Here is a 5,932-nt window from a genome sequence, read left to right as displayed (position 1 = left end):
GTGTTGTATATGCTTCGYAAAAGATTTRYACGCGAGAAAATGGAAGTCTCWCTTTCTGAYATCGTAAAAGTRTTTATCTTCTTATTACTTACGYTATATTTATATAAAAACTTAGGTATTTTATTTGCAGGTGCAAAAGAAGCGTTCCAACCTGATTTTGTCGTTCGAAATATTACACAAGTTAAACGAAGTGCATTAGCAGCAGCCTTTTTCGTTCCTACTTTTTTACTTATTGGTTCACTAATTGCCAATCGTTACCGTAGTCAATTTCCCGGGCAACCAGCTAATGATAAAAGGTTAGAAAACTTCTTAGATGAACATGGTGGGAACGTACTTAGTCATTTAGGTTTTTTAGGAGATAAACAGTTCTTCTTCAGTAGTGACGGAAAAGCACTTCTTCTCTTTTCAATTACTGGAAAACGTCTTGTTGTACTCGGTGATCCAATTGGTGATCCATCCTCTTACCGCACTGTGTTGCAAGAATTTTTAGCTGAAGCTGATCGATTTGGGTATATTTGCGTATTCTATCAAATTGAAAGCAAATGGATGAGTTTATACCACGATTTCGGCTACAACTTCTTTAAACTTGGCGAAGAGGCTGTCGTTGATTTAAATACGTTTACAATAACAGGAAAAAAACGTGCTGGTATGCGAGCTACTTTCAACCGTTTTGAACGAGAAGGTTATACATTCTCTATTCATAAGCCACCATTCTCAGACGAATTATACGAGGAATTAAAGAAGGTGTCTGATGCTTGGCTCGGCGGAAAAAAAGAGAAAGGATTTTCACTTGGGTACTTCGATCGTGAGTATATTAGTCGTGCCCCTATCGCTACATTATCTGATGCAGAAGGAAAAATCATTGCATTCACAACCTTTATGCCAGTATATCAAAGTGGCATATTATCTGTTGATTTAATGCGTTATTATCCAGATGCCCCTAGCGGAATTATGGATGCAATTTTTATCCACTTATTCCACTGGGCAAAAGAAAATGAATACCATTCCTTTAATATTGGTATGGCGCCACTCTCAAATGTCGGTTTATCAACGCAATCATTCTGGTCTGAACGAGTTGCTGCTGCAATATTTAATAACGTTCGTTACACATATAGCTTCAGCGGTTTACGACATTTCAAAGAAAAATACAAACCTGCATGGAGTGGAAAATATTTAGCATTTCGAAAGAATCATTCTTTACCAATTACAATGCTCTCTGTAACAAAATTAATAGGAAAACGAAAAAACAGCTAAGTACTTAGCTGTTTTTTCGTTTTTGCACTTGTATACTAAACTCCTTTTCATACTTCTTACTATTTATATAGAAATCCCCCCATATTTTATATGTTCCTTCTTCTGGAAATGTAATACGATATTGTAATTGCTCATCCGTATCAACAGGAATCGCATATAAAAAATGTTCCCTCGTTTCATCAATGATATATAGAGCGTTGACTTCACCTCTCCCTGAATTTAATTTCAGCTTTTCTCCCTTTTTCGCTTGAAACTGAAATGTTAATGTCGCTGCCTCATTCGGATGTAATGCACCAAATAAAAGAGACACTTGATGCTCTCCTATATTTTTTGTAAGTACAGTATCGACAGGTAGTTTCTTTTTATTCTTGTCCTTGTTTTTCTCCTTTTTTTCTTCACCAAAATCTTTCTTAGAAAATGATTCCACGGACTTGTTTTCATCTTCATACAAAAATATCGTGTACTCTTCACCTTTTGCTACATTTGAAGATAGCTTATACGATCCATTCCCGGCAAATATAGGCTTCGTTTGTTGTATGTTTTTCAAATTCCCATCCACTATCACTGCTCGAATTTGATCGTTCACACCACGAACTTCATTATTCATTTTATTTAGCAATTGAAACGAAATATCAACTTTTTCATTTCCCTTTTTATTTTTTACATCCCATTTCACTTCTTGTACATCTCCGGTCGTTTCTTCAGTTTCTTGATATTTTTTTATGTAAAATCCTCCTGCCACAATAAGTACTAGTGCAATAAGCCCAATGACAAGATTTTTCAAAATATCACCWACCATTTTTATTGTCTTTATCCATGCAAAACTTCTTAAATATATATTCTAGATTATGATTTATGAAATCCTGCTCTTTTGCACATATTACAAATAAAAAAGATTTTAATTGAAAGGAGTCGTAGTGTATAATGCAAATGATATTGATTTCTATCAATACATTATAAGGAGGATTTTTCATGAGTGTACATATTGAAGCAAAACAAGGCGAAATTGCTGAATCTATTCTATTACCTGGTGATCCATTACGTGCAAAATATATTGCTGAAACATTTTTAGAGGATGTTACTTGTTATAATAACGTGCGTGGCATGTTAGGTTTCACTGGAACTTACAAAGGAAAGCGTGTATCTGTTCAAGGTACAGGCATGGGTGTTCCTTCTATTTCTATTTATGTAAACGAATTAATTCAAAGCTACGGAGTTAAAAATTTAATTCGCGTTGGAACTTGCGGTGCGATTCAAAAAGACGTAAAAGTACGTGACGTTATTATTGCGATGACGGCTTGTACAGATTCTAATATGAACCGCTTAACATTCCCAGGTTTTGATTTTGCTCCTGCTGCAAACTTTGATCTTTTAAAGAAAGCTTACGATGCTGGAACAGAAAAAGGATTACACGTTCGTGTTGGTAACGTATTAACAGCAGATGTATTTTACCGCGAAAGCATGGACATGGTTAAAAAACTTGGAGATTATGGTGTACTAGCAGTAGAAATGGAAACAACTGCTCTTTATACATTAGCAGCGAAATACGGTGTAAATGCGTTATCTGTATTAACAGTAAGCGATCACATTTTCACTGGTGAAGAAACAACATCTGAAGAGCGACAAACTACATTTAACGAAATGATTGAAATCGCTTTAGATGCAGCAATTCAACAATAATACATTAAAGAACTCGTCATACGTCTGTCGAGTTCTTTTTATGTGACTTTTTATTAAAAACTACTTTCAGAAGAGACAGATTTTCTCCTCTACTTTTTTGTAACGTTTGTTATAATTAAGAAATCATTTACAGTATTTCTCACAAGAGGTGACGCAGTGAAAAACAGAAGTATCGTCTTTAAACTATTTTTATTAACATCAACATTATTTACAATCATATTCCTCCTTTTTTTCTTAGGACAATCTCTATTTTTAGAGAAATTTTATATTAATAAAAAAGTAAAAACAGTTCAAACTGCTTTTGAGAAGTTCGTAAATACTTACGAAGAAAGTGGTAAAACTTATGAGGAAATTCGAAAACTAAAAAAAGAATTTCATGATAAAACAAATGCTGAAATGCAGTTTTTAAATACGAACGGCATTATTAAAAGTGACAATAATTTCTACATTGATGTAATTAATCCTAAAAATAATAAAGCATATTCCATTCCACTCAATAATGTTTTAACGCCAGAAGAATATAATAAATTCGAAAACTTAGGATTGAAAAAAGATGGGATGATAAACGTCGTCGGTTTTGTACAAGATTCCACCATAACACCACTAGAATTGACAACAAACTATAATCGATGGCAAAACGAAAATGTCAACTCAGATTTTCAATCCATTAATGGAAACCCTGCTAAAAATAGACTTACAAGCCGATCCAAAACTGTGACTCAAATTGAGTTTACTGGTATCGTATCTAAGTTACAGCTTCCATCCAAAGCAGATGTTCGTCTTGCAAATGATTTTGAAACATTACAAGCCGTTCAATATTTTGCAGAGATTATTAGAAATGGCACTGCTAACTCACACCAATTAAACACTTATATAATAGATGGTGGAGAGAATATAAAAAATAGTATCTTTGTAAAACCTATTGTGGAAAATGGAAAAATTACAGAATACGCTTTTGCGATAGCATCTTTACAACCTGTTAATGAAGCGATGCTCGTTTTAAAAGATTATTATGTCTATGCCTTAATTATCGTGTTTCTCGTTATTATTTTGTTATCCTTCTACTACTCAAAAATCATTGTTAAACCATTAATTAAGATAAATCGTGTTACAAAAAAAATGGCCAACTTTGATTTTAGCGAGAAGTTACCTGTTACGGCAGACGATGAAATTGGCGGGTTATCAAGTGGTATTAATACACTCTCTGTCAATTTAAAAGATCGAATCGACCGATTAAATGTTGCCAATACAAAATTACAACAAGATATTGAACGCGAACGTCAATTGGAAAAAACGAGAAAAGAATTCATTTCTGGTGTATCTCATGAATTAAAAACACCACTTAGTGTTATTCGTAGCTTCGCTGAAGGTATTCAAGATGGCGTAAGTAAAGATACGACATATTATACAAATGTTATTTTGGAAGAGACAGATAATATGAACAGGCTCATTGTTGAAATGTTAGAATTAGCAAAACTAGAATCAGGTACGTACAAACTAGAAATGTCGACATTCTCGATCGGTGAATTAATTCAACAAGTCTATACGAAATTATTATTTAGCATGGAGGAAAAACATTTACAAGTGGACATCCATGCTGACTCTTCTCTATTTGTTAAAGCAAATCGTAGCCGTATTGAGCAAGTCGTTGTAAACTTACTTAGCAATGCAATTCGATATACTCCAGATGGTGAAAAAATACACGTCTCTGTTATAGAAACGGAAGATACAGTGAAAATCAAAATTGAAAACACAGGTAATCCTATTCCAGAAGAAAGCCTTGAAAAAATTTGGGACCGCTTCTACCGTTTAGACGCTTCTCGTAGCCGTCATACTGGGGGTACTGGCCTTGGGTTATCCATTGTGAAAAACATTTTAGATCTCCATCACGCTGAATACGGCGTGTATAATACCACTAATAGCGTTGTATTTTATTTTAATTTACAAAAAGTAAAAGAAGTCAAATAATTTGTCTTAATTTCACTAGGAGTTCACATGAAATTCACACTCTCCCTTTATAGTAAGAAACAAGTTAATCCTTTCCTTTACACATATAAAAGAGGAGAGTGCGTGAAATGAAACAAGCAGGACAACCTATTCAAAATGAAAAACAATTAGAAACTATCAAAAATATACTTTTACAATCTTCGAAAMGTGATGGCTTATTATTCGTATTAGCTGTAAATTCTGGCTTAAAAGTAAGTGAAATCTTACAATTAAAAGTTAGTGATGTAATCGATGAAGACGAAAATGTTCGCCATTCCATTTTATTTTACAATGAAAAAGTAAAGAAACATAAATGGTTTGCTGTAAATGAAGACTTACAGCACGCAATCGAAGACTACATGAAAGAACGTAAAACTTGGAAACGTAATGAACCATTATTAAAGTCTCAAAAAGGAACAAAGTCTATTACGAGACAACATGCATGGTACATTTTAAACAAAGCTGCAAAAGAAGTTGGATTAGAAGGGATTAGCTCACATACACTTCGAAAAACTTGGGGCTATTGTGCATACAAATCAGGTGTTGATATTGCATTTTTACAACACTTCTTTGATCACAGTACTCCATCCAAAACTTTAAAGTATATCGGTATTGCTTAATAACTCTTATACATAAAAAGGTTACCATTTGTAAATTTGGTAACCTTTTTTATGTTTCATATTCTCTTTTCTTGTCTCTCCTATACTGTAGTGGTACTCTAATAGTAAGGGGGAGAAATTATGAACACATTAACAATTGAATTACCRAAAGAAACGGCTGAAAAACTTGATTTATTAAAGAAATCTTATGAAAAGAAAACAGGTGCTACAATTTCTGAAAGCACTCTCGTTCAAACACTTATCTCAAAGGAATTTATCCAAGCGATAACTCCTTTTGATTTACAACAAATCATCAATGGAAAAGAACAGCAGTAATGAAGTGACCCCTAAAAGTTAGACACGGTTATTTCATTAGGCAACTTGATCCAAATGAGTCCGGTATTGTACCGGGC

6 protein-coding genes are annotated in these 5,932 nt (G+C 33.6%); 5 read left to right on the top strand and 1 reads right to left on the bottom strand.

The genetic code is table 11. From position 1 onward, the window contains the following. Nucleotides 1–1,254 (top strand): phosphatidylglycerol lysyltransferase domain-containing protein (locus AC1DJR_RS14780; RefSeq protein ID WP_477002898.1); only part of this gene is annotated, 1,254 nt, incomplete at its 5' end. A gap of 4 nt (nucleotides 1,255–1,258) precedes the next feature. Here AC1DJR_RS14780 and AC1DJR_RS14775 read toward each other — a convergent pair. Continuing rightward, on the bottom strand, nucleotides 1,259–2,053 hold the full coding sequence (locus AC1DJR_RS14775) for a hypothetical protein (RefSeq protein WP_060751500.1): 795 nt from the start codon (nucleotides 2,051–2,053) through the stop codon (nucleotides 1,259–1,261). A 173-nt stretch (nucleotides 2,054–2,226) separates the two neighbouring features. On the opposite strand from AC1DJR_RS14775, the gene deoD reads away from it, so the two are divergent. The 4 genes from deoD (at nucleotide 2,227) to AC1DJR_RS14755 (ending at nucleotide 5,855) form a co-directional block, all read left to right on the top strand. Continuing rightward, complete coding sequence (gene deoD / locus AC1DJR_RS14770) at nucleotides 2,227–2,934, top strand: purine-nucleoside phosphorylase (protein WP_000110707.1); 708 nt, start codon at nucleotides 2,227–2,229, stop codon at nucleotides 2,932–2,934. A gap of 156 nt (nucleotides 2,935–3,090) precedes the next feature. After that, the gene (locus tag AC1DJR_RS14765; protein ID WP_429688651.1) at nucleotides 3,091–4,902 is read left to right on the top strand and encodes a sensor histidine kinase; all 1,812 of its coding nucleotides are present in this window, start codon (nucleotides 3,091–3,093) and stop codon (nucleotides 4,900–4,902) included. A gap of 107 nt (nucleotides 4,903–5,009) precedes the next feature. Then, nucleotides 5,010–5,540, top strand: coding sequence for a tyrosine-type recombinase/integrase (locus AC1DJR_RS14760; protein WP_477002897.1), 531 nt, complete (start codon nucleotides 5,010–5,012; stop codon nucleotides 5,538–5,540). A 120-nt stretch (nucleotides 5,541–5,660) separates the two neighbouring features. Beyond that, a complete protein-coding gene (locus tag AC1DJR_RS14755) occupies nucleotides 5,661–5,855 on the top strand; it encodes a DUF3924 family protein (RefSeq protein WP_002011737.1) in 195 nt (64 codons plus the stop codon). Nucleotides 5,856–5,932: the final 77 nt, after the last annotated feature.

Source organism: Bacillus sp. 05T31 (genome assembly GCF_056396725.1).
The sequence above is the reverse complement of the archived record's forward strand: the minus strand, read 5'-3'. Positions and strand labels throughout refer to the sequence as shown.